General features: G+C 70.0%; 15 protein-coding genes. 10 read left to right on the top strand and 5 right to left on the bottom strand.

Annotated elements, in window-relative coordinates; all coding sequences use genetic code 11:
- The first annotated feature begins 8 nt into the window (after window positions 1–8).
- A complete protein-coding gene (locus ABIC47_RS12500; protein ID WP_354480794.1) occupies window positions 9–482 on the top strand; it encodes an SRPBCC domain-containing protein in 474 nt (157 codons plus the stop codon).
- On the opposite strand, the gene ABIC47_RS12495 is transcribed toward ABIC47_RS12500, so the two are convergent.
- Entirely contained in the window at window positions 479–1990 is a 1512-nt protein-coding gene (locus ABIC47_RS12495; RefSeq protein WP_354480792.1) for a DHA2 family efflux MFS transporter permease subunit, read from the bottom strand. The two genes, ABIC47_RS12500 and ABIC47_RS12495, sit on opposite strands and share 4 nt — an antisense overlap.
- A gap of 63 nt (window positions 1991–2053) precedes the next feature.
- On the opposite strand from ABIC47_RS12495, the gene ABIC47_RS12490 reads away from it, so the two are divergent.
- A complete protein-coding gene (locus ABIC47_RS12490; protein WP_354480790.1) occupies window positions 2054–2722 on the top strand; it encodes a winged helix-turn-helix transcriptional regulator in 669 nt (222 codons plus the stop codon).
- Here ABIC47_RS12490 and ABIC47_RS12485 read toward each other — a convergent pair.
- The gene (locus ABIC47_RS12485; RefSeq protein ID WP_354480788.1) at window positions 2719–3942 is read right to left on the bottom strand and encodes an ice-binding family protein; all 1224 of its coding nucleotides are present in this window, start codon (window positions 3940–3942) and stop codon (window positions 2719–2721) included. The genes ABIC47_RS12490 and ABIC47_RS12485 overlap by 4 nt on opposite strands.
- Before the next feature lie 240 nt (window positions 3943–4182).
- Between ABIC47_RS12485 and ABIC47_RS12480 the strand changes: the two genes are divergently transcribed.
- The 7 genes from ABIC47_RS12480 to ABIC47_RS12450 all read left to right on the top strand — a co-directional run bounded on the left by ABIC47_RS12480 (window position 4183) and on the right by ABIC47_RS12450 (window position 12570).
- Window positions 4183–5442, top strand: coding sequence for an extracellular solute-binding protein (locus ABIC47_RS12480; RefSeq protein ID WP_354480786.1), 1260 nt, complete (start codon window positions 4183–4185; stop codon window positions 5440–5442).
- 56 nt (window positions 5443–5498) lie between these two features.
- On the top strand, window positions 5499–6449 hold the full coding sequence (locus ABIC47_RS12475; RefSeq protein WP_039731324.1) for a carbohydrate ABC transporter permease: 951 nt from the start codon (window positions 5499–5501) through the stop codon (window positions 6447–6449).
- Window positions 6446–7330, top strand: coding sequence for a carbohydrate ABC transporter permease (locus ABIC47_RS12470; RefSeq protein ID WP_018189568.1), 885 nt, complete (start codon window positions 6446–6448; stop codon window positions 7328–7330). The genes ABIC47_RS12475 and ABIC47_RS12470 overlap by 4 nt, the downstream gene beginning before the upstream one ends.
- Entirely contained in the window at window positions 7327–8610 is a 1284-nt protein-coding gene (locus ABIC47_RS12465; protein ID WP_354480784.1) for a family 1 glycosylhydrolase, read from the top strand. Before ABIC47_RS12470 ends, ABIC47_RS12465 begins: the two co-directional genes overlap by 4 nt.
- 83 nt (window positions 8611–8693) lie before the next feature.
- Window positions 8694–10808 (top strand): RICIN domain-containing protein, encoded by a 2115-nt coding sequence (locus tag ABIC47_RS12460; RefSeq protein WP_354480782.1) that lies wholly within the window; start codon window positions 8694–8696, stop codon window positions 10806–10808.
- 115 nt (window positions 10809–10923) lie between these two features.
- Window positions 10924–12030, top strand: a complete 1107-nt coding sequence (gene mraY, locus ABIC47_RS12455) for a phospho-N-acetylmuramoyl-pentapeptide-transferase (RefSeq protein WP_354480780.1) — start codon at window positions 10924–10926, stop codon at window positions 12028–12030.
- A gap of 21 nt (window positions 12031–12051) precedes the next feature.
- A complete protein-coding gene (locus ABIC47_RS12450; RefSeq protein WP_354480779.1) occupies window positions 12052–12570 on the top strand; it encodes a hypothetical protein in 519 nt (172 codons plus the stop codon).
- A gap of 8 nt (window positions 12571–12578) precedes the next feature.
- Here ABIC47_RS12450 and ABIC47_RS12445 read toward each other — a convergent pair whose 3' ends face one another.
- On the bottom strand, window positions 12579–13496 hold the full coding sequence (locus tag ABIC47_RS12445) for an aldo/keto reductase (RefSeq protein WP_354480777.1): 918 nt from the start codon (window positions 13494–13496) through the stop codon (window positions 12579–12581).
- 79 nt (window positions 13497–13575) lie between these two features.
- Between ABIC47_RS12445 and ABIC47_RS12440 the strand changes: the two genes are divergently transcribed.
- Complete coding sequence (locus ABIC47_RS12440; protein WP_354480775.1) at window positions 13576–14157, top strand: TetR/AcrR family transcriptional regulator; 582 nt, start codon at window positions 13576–13578, stop codon at window positions 14155–14157.
- Window positions 14158–14172: 15 nt separating this feature from the next.
- Here ABIC47_RS12440 and ABIC47_RS12435 read toward each other — a convergent pair whose 3' ends face one another.
- Both ABIC47_RS12435 and ABIC47_RS12430 read right to left on the bottom strand, forming a co-directional pair.
- Window positions 14173–15405: an ROK family transcriptional regulator gene (locus ABIC47_RS12435; protein ID WP_089880362.1), complete on the bottom strand. Its 1233-nt coding sequence runs from the start codon at window positions 15403–15405 to the stop codon at window positions 14173–14175.
- 17 nt (window positions 15406–15422) lie between these two features.
- Window positions 15423–16865 carry a glycoside hydrolase family 5 protein gene (locus tag ABIC47_RS12430; protein ID WP_354480773.1) on the bottom strand — a complete coding sequence of 481 codons (1443 nt, stop codon included), beginning with the start codon at window positions 16863–16865 and terminating at the stop codon, window positions 15423–15425.
- Between the last annotated feature and the right edge of the window lie 11 nt (window positions 16866–16876).

The following is a 16876-nucleotide window of genomic DNA, read 5'->3' as shown; positions in this document are numbered from 1 at the left end:
ACGCAGCCATGACGATCGAACGCCGCCTCGCCCGCGCCGGATTCACCCTCACCCGCGACTACCCCGCCCCGCCCGAGCGCGTCTGGGACGCCTTCGCCGACGAGCAGCAGAAGCTCAGCTGGTGGGGAGCCGGCGACGCCATGGAGCCGCGCGAGTGGTCGTTCGACTTCCGCGTCGGCGGACGGGACGTCGCCGAGGGGAAGTTCCACCAGGGCCCGGTCTCTCGGTACGAAGCGACCTACACCGACATCGTCGAGCACGTCCGCATCGTCACCACCTACGACATGTGGATTGACGGAGAACACATGTCGACGTCCGTCGCGTCGCTGGAGTTCGACCCGACCGAGCAGGGCACCCGCTTCACGCACGTGGAGCACGGCGTCTTCTTCGACCGGTTCTGGGCCGACGGCCCCGGACGCGAGAGCGGCACCCGGGGCCTGCTCGATGCCCTGGGCGCCTATCTCGAACGCTCGGCCGGTTAGGCCTCCGCGACCTCCAGCTCCGGCACCTCCGCGGCGCCCGCGGCGGGCTTCCGGACGAAGAGCGCCAGCACGACCACCCCGAGCGACAGGATGCCGCCGGCGAGGAACGCGAGGTGCGAGCCGTGCGCGGCGGCGGCGGCCGTCGGCAGGTCCGGGTCGGCGCCTCCGGTCGAGGCGACGCCCGTCGCGTACAGGGCCACGAAGATGGCCGTTCCTGCGGCACCGGCAACCTGCTGCAGAGTGGCGATGGTGGCACTGCCGTGCGAGTACAGCCGCGGCGGGAGCGAGCCGAGCGACGAACTGAACGCCGGCGTGAAGAGGAACGCCAGAGACAGCATCAGGACGATGTGCGCCCCGAGCAGCACGACCCACGACGACCCTTCGCCGAGACCGAGCGCCAGTGTCCAGAGGGCGACGGCGAGTCCGATCGACCCGGGGATCACGAGCGGCCGCGGCCCGAACCGGTCGTACAGCCGGCCGACCGTCGGACCGGCCAGCCCCATCAGCAGGCCGCCGGGAAGCAGGATCGCGCCGACCCAGAGCGGCTCGAGACCCAGGGTGTAGCGGGCGAACTGCGGCAGCACGATGAAGGCGCCGAAGAGGGACACCATGGCGGCGGTCATCATCGAGACCGAGACCGCGAAGTCGCGGGAGAGGAACGTGCGCAGGTCGAGCAGCGCCGAGTCCGTGCGCTGCAGCACCAGCTGCCGCCACACGAAGAACGCCAGCGTGATCAGCCCGACGACGATGGGGATCCACGGCTGGACCGCCGCCGAGCCGACCGCCGCGGCGCCGATCTGGCTGAGGCCGAACACGAGGGCCGAGAAGGCGAGCGCCGAGAGGATCACCGACGGGGTGTCCAGGCGCACCTTCCGGGTCTCCGACACGTTCGGCACCCGGCGTACGCCGATGGCGAGCATGACGAGTCCGATCGGCAGCATCACCCAGAACAGCCCCTGCCACGGGAGCACCTGGATCAGCGCCCCGGAGACGATCGGACCGATCGCGGGAGCGACAGACATCACGATCGAGACGCGCCCCATGACGCGGCCGCGCTGCTCCTCCGCGACGATCGTCATCACCGTCGTCATCATGAGCGGCATCATGATCGCGGTGCCGACCGCCTGGACGACCCGGCCGACCACCAGCGTCTCGAACACCGGCGACAGGGCCGCGATGAGGGTGCCGATCACGAAGCTCGACATCGCGACGATGAAGACGGGCCGCGTGTTGAGCCGCTGCATCAGCCAGCCCGTCACGGGGATGACCACGGCCATCGTGAGCGCGAACGCCGTCGTGAGCCACTGCCCCTGGGTGGCGTCGATGTGGAGGGACTCCTGGATGCGCGGGAGCGCGACACCCATCATCGTCTCGTTGAGGAAGACGACGAAGACGGCGGCGAGGAGCAGGGCGAGCACGGTGCGGTTGCGTGCTGCGGTGGCGACCGGGGTCGGCTCGCTGGCGAGCTCTGCGCGGTCGATGGTGTCGGTCATGGCGTTCTCCTTCATCGGATGTACTTCAAAAAAGAAAGCACACTGCAAATAATGAAGTCAAGTGCTACAGTGAGATTCATGACGAACCAGCACTACGGGCAGTTCTGCGGTCTCGCACGCGCAGCCGAGATCGTCGGGCAGCGATGGACCCTGCTGATCCTGCGCGATCTGAGCGTCGGCCCGCAGCGCTACTCCGACCTGGTCTCCGGCCTCCCCGGCATCCCCACGAACACCCTCGCCTCCCGGCTGAAAGAGCTCGAGGAGGAGGGCATCGTCGAGCGGATGGCTCCGTCGAGCGGTGAGCGGGCGGTCGTCTACCGGCTGACCCCGCGCGGCGAGGAGCTCGGGCCGGCGATGGACGCGCTGTCGCGCTGGGGTGCCGGCGGGATGCGGACTCCGCGCGACGGCGAGATCGTGACGACCGCATCCATCGCCTCGGCGCTGAAGGTCGCCGCGGGCGACGGCGTCGTCCCGAAGGAGTGGGACACGGCCTACACCGTCCGCGTCGGCGAGGTGGTGACGCACCTGATCATGCGAGACGGCATCATCACCGTCGGCCCTGGCGCGGCCGAGGCACCGGGCCTCGTCATCACCGCGGGCCCGCAGATCCGCGACCTCCTCGCGGGAGAGCTGGATGCGGACACCGCGATCGCGACCGGTGCGGTGCAGCTGGAGGGCGACGCGTCGCTGTTCGCCCGCTTCGCCGACACGCTCCACGTGCCGTACAGCCCGAACGTGCCCGCCTAGAGCCGGCCGCGAGCCGAACGGGACACTCCGAGACGGCTCACCGCGAGCCCCAGGACGACCAGCGCGAGAGCTGCGACGAACGGCGGGACGGGGTCGCTCCCGCTGTCTGCGAGTGATGCGGTCGCGCCTTCCGAGCCGATCGCCAGCACCCCCTCCGTCCCGACGAGCACTGCCGCAGGCGCCGTCACGAAGGTGTACGTCGCCGATGCGTCGGGGCCCTGTCCGTTGGATGCCGTGATGGTCACGGTCGACGAACCCGGGGTGGTCGGCGTCCCGGAGATGACTCCGGTGGTGCCGTTCAGGGTGAGACCGGCCGGGAGAGCCCCGGCGCTCACGGTGAACGTGGGTGACGGCGTGCCGGAGGCGGTCACCGTGAACGCGTACGGTGTCCCGGCGACCGGGGCGGTCGGCGTTCCGGAGGTGATGGACGGGCTCGATGTCGTGACGGGTGTGCCTGGCGGCGGGCATCCCGTCGGGGCCGTCACGGTGTTGGTGTCGAGGGTGACCGCCGCGTTGCTCGCCAGCAGGCGGCCCACGATCGTCGCGCCGGTCGTCGCGGTGATGGACTGGTCGGCGAGCACGGTCCCGATGAACTGCGCGGCCGTGCCCAGCGTCGCCGACGACCCGACCCTCCAGAAGACGTTGCAGGCGGTCGCGCCGCCGGTCATCGTGATGTGCGTCGCCGATCCGATGGTCAGCGTGCTGGCCGCCTGGAAGACCCAGACCGAGGTCGCACTGCCGGCGAGGGTCAGCGCTCCGTTGTCCGCGAGCGAGAGCGCGCCACCCGAGTAGACGCCGGGTGTCAGCGACAACCCGTTGAGCTCGCCGATGCCGGAGGTCGTCGGCGTGAGTCCGCTGGCGGTGTTGAAGGCCGTCGTCACGTCGCTCTGCGCCTGAGCTGCGACGGCGTCGGTCTGATGCAGGGTTCCGGTGAACGTGCCGTCGGGAGCGCCCCCGAACCCGGTGATCGACGAGCCAGGGGACACGCCCACATCGCCGTCGACGACGGTCGGCCCGGTGTTCGTCACCTCACTCGCTCCGAGCACGCCGAAGGGCGCGGCAGTCCCGATGTCCACCGGCCCGTCGAGGGTGGTGTCCGCGTGCGCCGCAGCCGGGCCGAAGCACAGGCCGAGCAGCGCCAGAAGAGCTGCCGCTGTCGCCCCGACGCCGATGCGCGCGCCGAAAGAAGGTGAAGAAGAAGTGGATGTCGAATCGGCCACGAAGGCCCCCGCCCGAATCGGGGGGTCCTGGCATACGACGAGATTCGTCTTCCACACCCCTTGGCGCGGAGTCTGGCACAGTTCCGGGCTCCGTGCCGGATCCGGCCGAACGGGGGGTAAGCGGTTTTCGGCTTGACGCCCGCTCCGCCGCCTGCCTATACTCCCATTTACAACGTTGATTACATCGTTGTAAACCCGATCCGATCGACGATGAGCGGTCGGTCCCATGAGAGGCATTCAATGAAGAAACTGCTCGCGACGCTGGCCGTCGCGGCCGGCGCTTCTCTCGCGCTGGCCGGCTGCTCCACCTCCCCCGGCTCCGGCGACTCCGGCCCCGTCACTCTCACCTTCTGGCACGGCTACACCGAAGCAGACGGCAAGGTGCTCGACGCGATCGTCGACGACTTCAACAAGTCGCAGGACAAGATCACGATCAAGACCACGACCAAGACCTGGGCCGTCATCGGCGACACATTGCTCCCCGCGCTCTCCGCCAAGAAGGGGCCGGACATCGTCGCGATGCCGGCCGAGACCCTCCCGGTGTACGCATCCAAGGGCGCGTTCGCCGAGCTCGACGACTTCTACGCGAGCAGCGCGACGAAGAGCGCGTCGCTACGGCCCGCAGCGGTCGAGATGGAGAAGGTCGACGACTCCTACTACGGCATCCCCACCGGCTTCGTGCCGCTCTCCGTCATCTACAACAAGGCGCTCTTCGAGAAGGCCGGGATCACCGAGTTCCCGAAGACGTGGGACGAATGGGTGGCCGACGCCAAGAAGCTCACCGTCGACGAGAACGGCGACGGCACCCCCGAGCAGTACGGCCTGGCCCTCCCCGACCACGCGACAGTGGGCAACGGCGTCTGGGCGAGCCTGTTCTACGGCAACGGCGGGAAGATCGTCGACGGCTCGAAGTCGGTGCTCGACTCCTCCGAGAACGCCGAGACGCTCTCGTACTGGGCGAAGGCCGTCACCGCCGACAAGATCTCGCCGACGGGCCTCGACGGCGTCGCCTCCGACAAGCTCTTCTCCTCCGGCAAGGCCGCGATGGAGATCGGCGGACCGTGGATGGCGGGCGTCGCCACCGAGAACAAGATCGACTACGGCATCGCCGGCATCCCCGCCGGACCGAAGGGCGCCGCCGCCTCGGCGATCGGCATCTCGGCCGCGGTGACCGCACAGGCAGACGCGGCGAAGAAGGCCGCGGCGGAGAAGTTCTTCGCGTACTTCTTCACCAAGGAGGTCGCCACGAAGTGGTCGTTCGGCTCGGCGTGGCCGCCGCTGCGCACCGACATCCCGTCCTCCGACGTGTCGTCGAACCCGGTCGTGGCGACGCTCACCGACCTGGTCGGGGATGCGCGCCCCCTGCTCCCCGGCGTCGCCAACAGCACGGATGTCCTCTCGGCGGTCGACGAAGCGACGCAGAAGGCCCTCGCCGGCGGCGACCCGGATGCGTTGCTGAAGTCGGCATCCACCCAGGTGCAGCAGGCACTCGGCAAGTGATCCACCCGGTGGACCGCCGCACCCCGGCGGTCCACCGCCCTCTTCCGAAAGCGACCATGACCACACTCACCCGCTCCCGCACGGGCCGCAGGCCGTATCGCCCGCCCGCCCCGCTCGGCGGCCGGCCGCGTTCGGGCCGCCGCCGCGGACCGATGGCCCTGCTCTTCATGCTCCCCGCGACGGTCGTCCTGATCGCGTTCGTGGGATGGCCGATGCTGTCGGCCCTGCGTCTCTCGTTCACGAACGCGAGCGGCTTCGGCCTGGAGGAGTGGGTGGGCTTCGACAACTACGTGCAGGTCTTCACCGACCCACGCGTGCTCGCCACCCTCGGCAACACCGCGCTCTACACGGTGCTCTTCACCCCGACGGCGCTGATCGCGGCACTGCTGCTCGCGCTCCTCCTCACCAACCGACGCCTGCTCGGTCGCGGCTTCTTCCGCACGGCGCTGTTCCTCCCGTTCATCGTCTCTCTCGCCGTCGCCGCCTTCGCCTGGACGTACCTGCTCGACCCGCAGGTCGGCCTCCTCAACTACTGGCTGCGCAGCGTCGGCATCCAGCTCGGAAACGTTCTGCAGGATCCTGCGCTCGCCATGCCGACGGTCGTGCTCGTGGCCATCTGGAAGAGCTTCGGCTTCTACATGGTGATCTTCATCGCCGGTCTGCAGGAGATCCCCGAGTCGCTGTACGAGGCGGCGAAGATCGACGGCGCGGGAGCCTGGCGGCGCTTCATCAGCATCACCCTCCCCCAGCTCAGCAACACCCTCGCGTTCGTCGTCGTGTTCGCGATGATCGCCGCCCTCCAGGCCTTCGACCAGATCTACGTCATGACGGGCGGCGGTCCGTACCGTTCGACGCAGACCGTCGTCATGGAGATCTACCAGGAGGGCTTCAAGAAGCTCGACCTCGGGCTCGCGACAGCGCTCTCCTACGTGCTGCTGGCCGCGACCCTCATCCTCAGCCTCATCCAGTTCCGCTTCTTCGGACGCCGTGAGAAGGACCTCGCATGACCGCCACTCTCGCCCCCGCCGCGCCGGCCCGGGCCGCAACCACGACCCGCCGCCGGCGCGTCGGCCGCACCGCAGAACGCTGGCTGCTCTTCGCCGCCGCCCTGGTGCTGACCGCCATTGTGCTGCTCCCCGTGATCGTGATCGTCCTCACGGCGTTCAAGCCGGCGTCCGAGATCAACGCCTATCCGCCGACACTGCTCCCCGGTACGTGGACGCTGGACAACTTCACCAAGATCTTCAGCGACCTCCCGTTCGGGCGGCTCTTCCTCAACAGCCTCGTGTTCGCGGGCGGGGTGACGGTCTTCGCCCTCGTCTTCGACTCGCTCGCGGCCTACGCCCTCGCCCGCATCGACTTCCGCGGCAGCAGGGTCGTGCTGATCGTGATCGTGGCCAGCCTGATGATCCCGTTCCAGGCGACGCTCATCCCCGTCTACCAGCTGGTGGCGCAGCTCGGCTGGGTCAACACGTTCGCCGGGCTGATCATCCCGCGGGCGGCCGACGCTTTCGGCATCTTCTTCCTGCGCCAGTTCTTCATCGCCCTCCCGCGCGACCTCGACAACGCGGCGCGGATCGACGGGGCCGGCGAGTTCCGCATCTTCCGCAGCATCGTGCTCCCGAACGCCGTCCCGGCCCTCCTCACGCTCGCCATCTTCACCTTCGTGAACAACTGGAACGACCTGCTCTGGCCGCTCGTCTTCACGACATCGCCGGAGATGGGCACGATCACGTCGGGCCTCACCCTGCTGACCGGGCCGAGCGGCATCATCCCCTACGGCACGATGATGGCCGGATCGCTCATCGCGGTCCTGCCGCTCGCCGTCATGTTCCTGATCATGCAGCGCCGCTTCATCGAGAGCGTCGCGACCACGGGGCTCAAGTGACGGCCCCGCGCTGGTTCGAGGACGGCCGCCTGCACCTCGGACTCGGGATCGAGGACACCTTCGTGCCGCAGGAGCGGCCCGGCGAGCGCGCCATCGACGAGTACGAGCTCACCGAGCACTACGACCGGTACCGCGAGGACTTCGCCCTCGCCGCGGGCGTCGGCGCCGAGGTGCTGCGCTGGGGCGTGCCCTGGTACCGGATCGTGCCGGAGCCCGGCCGCTGGGACTGGGACTGGACCGACCGGGCGGTGGATGCGCTGCTCGGCGCCGGCCTCCGGCCGATCATCGACCTGCTGCACTACGGCACCCCCACCTGGCTGGCCGACCAGTTCGCCTCGCCGGACTACCCGCAGCATGTCGCCGAGTTCGCGGACCGCTTCGGCGAGCGCTACGGCGACCGGGTCGTGGACTACACGCCGGTGAACGAGCCGGTCATCCACGCGCTGTTCTCCGGAGAGTACGGCTACTGGCCGCCCTACCAGACCGGCGCCAAGGGCTTCGCCACCATCGCCGCGAACCTGGCGCGCGGCTTCGTGCTCAGCCAGGAGGCGCTGGCCGCCCGCATCGGCGACCGCGCGACCTTCGTGCACGTCGACGCCGCCATCAGCTACGTCGGAGACGACATCGCACCGGAGCATCACGCGGAGGCCGAGCGGCTGCGCCACCAGGTGCACCTGGTCGAGGACCTCGTGACCGGCCGGGTCGACGACGCCCACCCGCTGCGCGACCGGCTCGCCCCGGCGGTCACGGACGCCGAGCTGGACTGGTTCGCCGCCCACGCCGTGCGCCCCGACATCATGGGCGTCAACTACTACCCGCGTCACTCCACCGAGCTGTTCGAGGCGGGCGTCCGGCACGGCGGCGGCTTCGCCGACCCGCGGCCGAGCGTCGACCGCGGAACGCAGGGCCTCCGCGAGGCGCTCGAGCGGTTCGCCTCGCGGTACGGCGCACCGGTGATGGTCACCGAGACGTGCGTGACGGGAACGGTCGAGGAGCGCATCCACTGGCTGGATGAGTCGCTCGCCCTCGTGGAGAGCATGCGGTCCGAGGGTGCACCGGTGGTCGGGTACGTCTGGTGGCCGCTGTTCGACATGTACGAGTGGACGTGGCGGCACAGCGACCGGCCGCGCGCCGACCACCTGCTGACCATGGGGCTCCACGACCTGGTCGAGTCGCCCGCCGGGTTGCTGCGGCGGCCGAACCCGGTCGCCGACCGCTTCCGCGAGTACGCCGCCCGGCTCGCCCCTCTGCCTGCCGATGACGTCAGCCTGCTGACCTGACGTCCAGACGTGACGACGAGCCCGACGTCGTGACGGCCCGCCCGCGCCCGCGGACGGGTCACCAGTGAGAGAAGGAACCGACAATGTTTCCATCACGCACCACATCGGGCGCGTCGCAGCGGCGACGACTCCGGGCACTCGCCGTGGCCGGCGCCGTCGCCGGCGCACTCGTCGCGGCGACGCTGACCGCCGCGCCCGCCTCCGCCGTGACGACCGGCAACGGATCGCTCGTCTACTCCCCCGCCGCCGGCACGTCGTTCAACCCGGAGGGCGGCCGCGCGGCCGGAACGACGTACGCGAAGAACATCGTGCTCAAGAACAGCGGGGCGGCGAACGGCACGCAACTGGTCACCTACGACCAGCTCGTGCTCGTGAACGGCGTGCAGGTCTACCCGATCTACCGCAGTACCGACGACGGGACCAGCTGGACCCACGTCACGGACGTCGTGCCGAGCGCGACGTTCCCGACGCTGACCCGCACCTCCCAGCCGTTCCTGTTCGAGGTCTCGCAGGCGACGGGCGGGCTCGCCGCCGGCACCATCCTGCTCGCCGGGATGATCATGCCGGAGGACCGCTCGAGCAGCCGCCTGGTCGTCTACAAGAGCACGAACCAGGGCACGTCGTGGTCGTATCTGAGCACCATCGACACCGGCGGAGCCGCCGTCTACGACCCGAGCCCGACCTCCACGACCTCGACCGTGTGGGAGCCGTCGCTGGCCATCGACGGGCAGGGCGGCCTGGTCGCCTACTTCTCGGACGAGCGGCAGAAAGCGAGCGGCGTCCTGCAGGCGGTGTCGTATCGGCGGTCCACCGACGGCGGCACGACCTGGGGTGCTGAGTCGAACGTGTCGGCCCCGAACAACCAGTCGGATCGGCCCGGCATGATCACGGTGACCAAGCTCCCCGACGGCCGCTACCTCGCCACGTTCGAGGTGGTCAACCGGCCGTCGCAGAGCAAGAACACCGCGCCGGTGTACTTCAAGACGTCGCCCGACGGCCTGAACTGGTCGCCGACGACCAGCATCGGCACGCCCATCACCCTCGCAAACGGCCGCGGCATCGGATCGTCGCCGTACGTGAAGTGGGTGCCGGGCGGCGGGCCGAAGGGCATGGTCGTCGTCGCATCCAAGTGGTCGCTGGATGCCACGGGCACCATCGACGGCGGTCAGAACTTCTACGTCAACTACAACCTCGGCGACGGGCCGTGGGAGCGACTTCCGATGGCGGTCACGTACGACGGACCGGACGCAGAGGGCGGCACCTTCAGCGGCTTCGCCCAGAGCATCGACTACTCGGTGGACGGCCGCACGCTGTACCAGGCGACCAACGTCGAGAACCTCACGACCACCTACAACGACATCCGCGTCGGCTCCATCCCGCTGGACGCCCAGCAGTACGAGGCCGAGAAGGCCGCCCGCACATCGGACACCTCCCTCGTCACGGATCCGGATGCGTCCAACGGCAGCAAGGTCGGCAACATCAACAACACGACCAGCTCGGTGACCTTCACCGTGCGGGTCCCGTCGGCCGGCTCGTACACGATGAACGTCCGCTACGACAACGGAACGGGCGCGGCATCGACGCACAACGTCAGCGTCAACGGCGGCACCGCATCCACCCTCAGCTACCCGGCGACGGTGAACTGGGGACGCTACGGCTGGGTGCAGAAGACGGTCACGCTGAACGCGGGCGCGAACACGATCGCGTTCACGAAGGGCACCTCGTTCGCCGAGCTCGACGCCATCCAGCTGTACAAGCCGGGGACCGCCCTGGATCCGCAGTTCCGCGTCGTGAACCGCAACAGCGGCAAGTACCTGGAAATCGCGAGTGCGTCCCTGGCGGACGGCGCGGGAGCCGGGCAGTGGGGTGACACCGGCAACGCGTGCCAGGTGTGGAACGTGCACCCGGTGTCGAACGGCCTCCAGCTGTTCAATGTGAACAGCGGCAAGCTGCTCGAGATCCCCGGCGCTCAGACTGCCGACGGTGTGCGGGCGGCGCAGTGGGGTCCGACCGGCAACGCCACGCAGGTGTGGTCGCCGAGCACCTCGGGCGGCTGGTGGACGCTGACGAACGCGAACAGCGGCAAGCCGCTCGAGATCGCCGGATCGTCGACGGCCGACGGCGCCTTCGCCCAGCAGCGCACCGCCGACGGCAGTGCGACGCAGCAGTGGCGGCTCGTGCGCGAGGGCATCCAGTAGGCCATCCAACCGGGGCGACGGCGATCGGGCCGCCGTCGCCCCTCCCGGCGCGTCGACTCTTCGAGTGCTCGGCGCGGATCACGTCCGGCGAGGCGCCGCCTGCCAGACTCGCTGCGTGGGGACCCTACTTACGGCGGGCGGTCTCGCCCTCGCCTTCTCGCTCTTCCTGACGCCGCTCTTCATCCGATTGTTCCGACGGCTGGAGTGGGGGCAGTTCATCCGGGACGACGGACCCCAGTCGCATCATGTCAAGCGCGGCACCCCGACGATGGGCGGCATCGTCTTCATCCTGGCGACGCTCTTCGGGTTCTTCGTATCCGCCCTCCTCAACGGCGGGGACGGCATCTCCCCGTCGTCACTCCTGGTGCTGCTGATGTTCGTCGGCATGGCGGCGGTCGGGTTCGTCGACGACTTCCTGAAGGTGCACCACCAGCGCAGCCTCGGACTCGGCGGATGGGCGAAGATCGCCGGGCAGGCGATCGTCGCGACCGCGTTCGCCGTGCTCGCACTCCAGTTCCCCACCGCCGACGGCACGACGCCGGCGTCCATGGCCGTCTCGGCGATCCGCGACATCCCCGCGCTCGACTTCGCCCGGATCGCCACAGCGGTGCCCGTGGTCGGCTTCGTCCTCTACCTGGTCTGGATCAACCTCCTGGCGTCGGCGACCACCAATGGCGTGAACCTCGCGGACGGTCTGGACGGACTGGCGACGGGCGCCTCGGTCCTCGCGATCGGCTCGTACACGCTGATCGGCTTCTGGCAGTTCAACCAGTCCTGCTTCAACCCCAACATCAACCCGGCGAACGTGGCCAAGTGCTATCCGACGAGCGACCCGCTGTCTCTGGCTGTCGTCGCTGCGGCGATCTGCGGCGCTCTGGTCGGATTCCTCTGGTGGAACACCAGTCCCGCCAAGATCATCATGGGAGACACCGGCGCGCTCGGTCTCGGCGGAGCGCTGTGCGCCCTCGCGATCCTCACCCACACCGAACTGCTCCTGATCCTCATCGGCGGCCTCTTCGTCATCGAGGCGGGCTCGGTCATCGTCCAGCGCGCGTACTTCAAGGCGACCCACGGCAGGCGTCTCTTCCCGATGACGCCGATCCACCACAGCTTCGAGCTGAAGGGATGGCCCGAGGTCACGATCGTCGTGCGGTTCTGGATCATCGCGGGCGTGCTGATCGCCGTCGGCGTCGGGTCGTTCTACTTCGAGTGGCTCGCCTAGCGCGTGCGGTTGACTGATCCCATGCGCGAGCAGGCACTCTTCCTCAACGGCACGGTCGGCGTCGGCAAGAGCACGACGGCGGATGCGGTCAGCGCGCTCCTGATCGAGCGCGGCATCCCGCACGCGATCATCGATCTGGACGCACTCCGCGCCGGCTGGCCGGCCCCGGAGGGCGACCCGTTCAACTCTGCGCTGGAGCTCGCGAACCTCCGCCCGGTCGCCGCCAACCATCGTGCCGCGGGCGCTCAGGTCCTCATCCTCCCCGGCGTCATCGAGGACGCCGCGGAGCTGCCCCGCTATCGCGACGCACTCGGCGGACTCCCTCTCACGGTCGTCCGCCTCACCGTCGACCCGGCGATCGGCGAGGCCCGGCTGCGCGCACGGCACCGCGACGAGGACGCGGCGGCTGCCTGGCACCTGCACCGCTTCGGAGAGTTGGATGCGGTGCTCGACGCGGCGCGCATCCCCGGTCCGGCGGTGGACACGAGCCGGCTCACGCCCCGCGAGGCGGCGGCGCGGGTGCTCGACGGCGCGCTCTGACGTGGGGACTAACGCCGCGCGGAATCCGACGGACCGGCCGTCGCTCCGGCCACGGCGTCCAGTTCGGCCAGCTGCTCCGCGGTCAGCACCAGCGCGCCGGCGGCCACGTTCTCCTCCAGGTGCGGGACGCTCGCCGTGCCCGCGATGAGCAGGACGTTCGCCGCGTGCGCGAGCAGCCACGCGAGGCCGACCTGGGCAGGTGTCGCGCCCGTCTCCGTCGCGATGCGCTGGACCGTGGGGTCGTCGGCGACCTTCGGGTACTGCGCGAAACCGCTGCCGAGCGGGAAGAACGGCACCCAGGCGATCCCTTCGGCGAGACAGAGGGCGAGGAGGTCCTCGTGCTCCCGACTGAGCAGGGAGTAGGCGTTCTGCACGCAGGCGATCCCGGCGGGCAGGGCGCGGCGTAGGGTCGACGCACCGACGGCGCTCAGCCCTATCGCGCCGATCAGGCCGTCGTCTCGCAGCGCGATCAGTTCGGCGAGCTGGTCGTCCAGGTCGACCAGCTCCTCCACTGGCACCGTGAGACCCGGCCCGACCTCCGGGCGGCGCAGGTTGACCACGTCGAGTCTGCTCCGCCCGAGCGTCCGCAGATTGTCCTCGACCTGGGCGCGCAGCTCCGCGGGTCGCTGGGCGAGAGCGAGTGGCACGGGCGCATCCACGCGCACAGCACCCACCTTCGTGGCGATCGCGACCGTGTCGGAGTCTCCGAAGGCCCGGCGGATGATGTCGTTCGAGACGCTGGCGCCGTAGAAGTCGGCGGTGTCGACGTGGTCGATGCCGAGTTCGGCCGCACGGCGGAGCAGAGCGGCCCCGGTCTCGCGGTCGTCCTCGTAGCGCTCCAGGGACATCGCGCCGTAGCCCACGCGGGCGACCTCCCGGTCGCCGAGAGCGAACGTCCCCCCGGGTCGGATCGTCGTGTCGGTCATGTCTCCTCCTAGACTGGGTCAGAAGCGGAGGCCCCTCCGCCGCCATGACGCTACCACTTAAACCGGAGGTACCTCCACTTTGAACGCCGATCCCGCATCCACTCGCGCGCGCAGACCGCGTGCCGACGCGGCACGCAACCGGTCGGCCATCCTCCACGCCGCCCGTGAGGCGCTCACGACCGAGGGCCCGGATGCCTCCCTCGAAGGCATCGCACGTGCGGCCGGGGTCGGCATCGGGACGCTCTACCGCAACTTCCCGACCCGCGAGGACCTGGTCGCCGCGGTCTACGAGAACGAGTTGGACGCCGTCCTCGATCGCGGCGCCTCGCTTCTGCCGACGGAACAGCCGGATGTCGCACTCCGCGAGTTCATGCGCCTCTACTCCGGGTTCATCGCCACCAAGCGCGGGATGGCCGAGTCGCTCCGGGCGGGAGGCGCACGAACCGCAGCCGCCTCGGCGCAGACACGGCAGCGGGTCGACGCGGCCGTGCAGCCTTTCCTCGCCGCCGGCATCGAGCGCGGGCTCTTCCGCGACGACGTCTCGGCCGACGACGTGACCGCCGCCATGGTCGGCGTCTTCCTCACTACCGCGGAATCGACCGACAGCGCGCAGGTCGAGCGCTTGCTGGACCTCGTCGTGCGGGGGCTGACAACCGCATAGAGGCGATCGCGCTGCTCAGCTCGCGAAGAGCTCCGCCCGCGGAGTGTCGATCAGCGCGGTGATCGGCATGAGCGCGGAGCCGAGGGCGACCGTGTCGCCGCCGAAGGTCGCCGGCACGAGCTCGAACTGGGCGCCGAGGCGGTCCAGGCAGTTCCGCCGCACCGCCGCAGCGATCTGGTCCGCATGCTGCTCCATCAGGCGCATCCCGACCCAGCCGCCGATGACCACGCGCTGCGGGTTGGTCAGGTTCACCACGCTGCCGAGCGCGGCTCCGAGCGCGTCGATCGTGTCGTCCAGCACAGCCGTCGCGTCCGGGTCCGAGGAGGCCGCCGCGGCCAGAAGCGCGCCGAGAGCCTGCCAGCCGCTGCCGTCGAAGGAGCCGCCGCGGGCGCGCCACGCCTCGAGGATGGCGTCGGCGCCGAGGTACGCCTCCACGCAGCCGAGCTGACCGCACCGGCAGAGCGCGCCGCCGTAGCGGATCTTGGTGTGGCCCCACTCGCCGGCGCTGCTGTGTGCGCCGTGCGCCAGCTCGCCGTCCGTGATCACGCCGAGACCGACGCCACGGCCGAGGAGAGCGACGACGGCATGGTCGATGCCGCGCGCGGCGCCGTACCAGAGCTCGGCTCGCGCCTGCGTCTTGGCTCCGTTCTCCGCGTAGACGGGGAGGTCGGGGTCGAGGTCGAGCGGGATCGGCCGGGGCGCCCAGCCGAGGCTCTGGGCGTACAGCACCTGGGTGCCGTCGGCCTCCGTCTCCACCACGCCGGGAAGGCCCAGCCCGATGCCGAGGACGCGCGGCCAGCGCTCGCGGTTGCGCTCGCGCAGCTCGGCGATCGCCTCGCTGAGGTCGCGGTGGATGTCGTCGGGTGACTCCTCCCGCCGGCCACCGCGGAACTCGCGGTCGACCATCGTCAGTGAGAGGTCGAACAGCTCGACGGCGACGCCACGCTCTCCCACGTCCACCCCGATGGCGTACGCGCCGTCGGCGCGCGGTGCGAGGAGCGAGATGGGGCGCCCGCCCCGGGATGCGACAGAGCCCACCTCGGCGATCAGGCCGTCCTCGATCAGCTCGGCGGTGATGTTCGCGGCCGAGGCCGAGGAGAAGCCGCACCGGCGGGCCAGTTCGGCGCGGGTGGTCTCGCGCTGCTGCAGCACGAACCTCAGTGCGGCGGCACGGTTCTGATGGCGCAGCGACGTCACGGTGGCGGACTCCCGGATGCCGGGTGCCGCGGGCCGTGACTGTGCGCTCATGGCTCGACGATATCCCGTCATACGCTGACCTCGAGTCTGCGCACCAGCACGCGCTCGGCGACCGCGAGGGTGAGCGCGCCGTCGTCCCAGCTGGCGGTGACGGCGTGCGGTCGGTCGGCATCCACGGTCCACGATCTCGGCGGTGCCGAGAACCCGAAGGAGAGCCGGGAGCCGGGATGCAACTCCACCGGCACGTACTCGTCGTGGGCGTACGGGCGCCCGGCGGTGTGATGCCAGATGCCGTCCGGCACCACGGACGGAGTGAGGTCGTCGATGGGCGTCTCGGCCGCGTCCCGGACGCCGGTCCACGCCGGGAGGTGCAGGTCGGGACGGGCGAAGAGCGCGTCCAGCACCGGTGTGCGCACGTCGCAGCGGTCCGCAGGCAGAGCCGCGAGGAACTCATCGAGGATCCGCGCGGCCTCCTCGGGTTCGGGATGCTCGGCCGGGTCGGCGATCCGGTCCCATCCCTCGGGTGGCCGCACGGACAGCGGAGAGGTGAGCGTGTCGAGCTTCTTCCACGGCCAGAAGTTCCAGCCGATGCCGTGCCGCTCGTACAACCGGGTGGCCGCGTAGATCCAGCCGGGGGTGTTCTCCCCGCCCTCGCCCATGTAGATCGGGACGCCGAGCTCGTTCCGCAGCTGCACGAAGTCGGCGATGCTGGTCTCGTCGGGCGGGCACCAGTAGCGGTGGAACTGGACTGCCTGATTGTCGTCGAAGCGCCGGCGCACGGGCTCGGGGTTCGTCGCCCAGTGACTCCCTTCGTACATCAGCAGGTGCCGGTCGTCGATCGCGCGGATCGCCGCCGTCAGCTCGCGGTAGAGGTCGACGAGCTCGTCGTTGTAGCGGTGCTGCCACTCGTTCGGAAGCGGCTCGTTGAGGAGGTCGTAGCCCAGCACCGCCTCCCGGTCGCGATACCGGCGCGCGAGCTCACGCCACAGCTCCACGGTCTGCGCTCGGTAGCGGGGCGACATGAACAGCTCGGGCAGACCGTTCGGAGAGTCGTCGATGTTGGTGCCGGTCTGACCGCCGGGCGCCCCGTGCAGGTCGAGCAGGATGCGCAGGCCGTGCTGCTCGCTCCAGCGCACCGCGCGCTCGATCAGCTCGAAGCCCTCCTCCCGGAGTCCGCCGTCGTCGTCCATCACGCCGCGGGCGTTGATCGGGAGCCGGACGTGGTCGAACCCCCGCTCGGCGATGAGCGCGAAGTCCCGCTCCGTCACGAACGAGTCCCGGAAGCGTCGCCAGAACACCCCCGCCCGCTCGGTGCCGACCAGCGCTTCGATGCGCGCCTCGATCTGACGCGGGGAGGACATCTCGTCGCCGAACCGCCACATGTACCCCTCGGCCAGCAGCCAGTTGCCGAGCCCCACCCCGCGGAGCAGGAGGGGGCCGGAGTCATCGACCAGCTGGGTCCCCTCGGCGCGCACGAAGCCGGCCGGGCGGGGGCGGAGGGAAGAGTCCATGGTGTTCCTCA

The sequence above is a fragment of the Leifsonia sp. 563 genome, assembly GCF_040545055.1.
GTDB lineage: Bacteria > Actinomycetota > Actinomycetes > Actinomycetales > Microbacteriaceae > Leifsonia.
The sequence above is the reverse complement of the archived record's forward strand: the minus strand, read 5'-3'. Positions and strand labels throughout refer to the sequence as shown.

Excerpts from the sequence above, each read along its gene's own strand:
- ABIC47_RS12445 (WP_354480777.1), bottom strand. The coding sequence starts at position 13,496 with ATGACCGACACGACGATCCGACCCGGGGGGACGTTCGCTCTCGGCGAC.
- ABIC47_RS12430 (WP_354480773.1), bottom strand. The coding sequence starts at position 16,865 with ATGGACTCTTCCCTCCGCCCCCGCCCGGCCGGCTTCGTGCGCGCCGAG.
- ABIC47_RS12495 (WP_354480792.1), bottom strand. The coding sequence starts at position 1,990 with ATGAAGGAGAACGCCATGACCGACACCATCGACCGCGCAGAGCTCGCC.
- ABIC47_RS12435 (WP_089880362.1), bottom strand. The coding sequence starts at position 15,405 with ATGAGCGCACAGTCACGGCCCGCGGCACCCGGCATCCGGGAGTCCGCC.
- ABIC47_RS12460 (WP_354480782.1), top strand. The coding sequence starts at position 8,694 with ATGTTTCCATCACGCACCACATCGGGCGCGTCGCAGCGGCGACGACTC.
- ABIC47_RS12490 (WP_354480790.1), top strand. The coding sequence starts at position 2,054 with ATGACGAACCAGCACTACGGGCAGTTCTGCGGTCTCGCACGCGCAGCC.
- ABIC47_RS12470 (WP_018189568.1), top strand. The coding sequence starts at position 6,446 with ATGACCGCCACTCTCGCCCCCGCCGCGCCGGCCCGGGCCGCAACCACG.
- ABIC47_RS12450 (WP_354480779.1), top strand. The coding sequence starts at position 12,052 with ATGCGCGAGCAGGCACTCTTCCTCAACGGCACGGTCGGCGTCGGCAAG.
- ABIC47_RS12480 (WP_354480786.1), top strand. The coding sequence starts at position 4,183 with ATGAAGAAACTGCTCGCGACGCTGGCCGTCGCGGCCGGCGCTTCTCTC.
- ABIC47_RS12500 (WP_354480794.1), top strand. The coding sequence starts at position 9 with ATGACGATCGAACGCCGCCTCGCCCGCGCCGGATTCACCCTCACCCGC.
- ABIC47_RS12475 (WP_039731324.1), top strand. The coding sequence starts at position 5,499 with ATGACCACACTCACCCGCTCCCGCACGGGCCGCAGGCCGTATCGCCCG.